We start from the raw sequence: 442 nt of genomic DNA on the forward strand, positions 1-442 counted from the left end.
CGGTGATGTCATGGGCTGGGTTGCCATGGGTCGGCGGCGCTGTCACGGGCTGGCGGCACTGGTTGGCCAGGGGTGTTCGACTGAGGGTCTCCGGCTGGGAGGAGAGCTACTGTCGGTTATTGGAGTCGTGTCTCACGGGGGAGGTGGGGAGGGATGCCGGTGGGTACGGCTACAGGGCGGTTGGCGGCGTTGGCTGGTATCCCGCTCGCCTCCCGGCATGTGCGGGGCAGTTTCGGGCCGGCGACACTGTGGCTCGCCGGGGCCCGCACGGTGCTGGACCTCGACGACGGCGGCAGCCCTCCACTGCGTCTGACCTGGACGGATGAACCCGGTCAGGCAACGGAGGAAGCGGGCCGGGCGGCGGTGGGCCGGCAGGTCGCGCAGCTGCTGCGCACCAGCGGCACAGCCGTGTTCGCCCGCCCCGACCTGCTGCGGCTCGCCC

1 protein-coding gene is annotated in these 442 nt (G+C 71.7%); it reads left to right on the top strand.

Translation table 11 applies throughout. From position 1 onward, the window contains the following. Window positions 1-159: 159 nt before the first annotated feature. Window positions 160-442: hypothetical protein (locus FrCorBMG51_RS29025; protein ID WP_200902458.1), on the top strand; the 283-nt coding region annotated here is incomplete at its 3' end.

The organism is Protofrankia coriariae (genome assembly GCF_001017755.1).
GTDB lineage: Bacteria > Actinomycetota > Actinomycetes > Frankiales > Frankiaceae > Protofrankia > Protofrankia coriariae.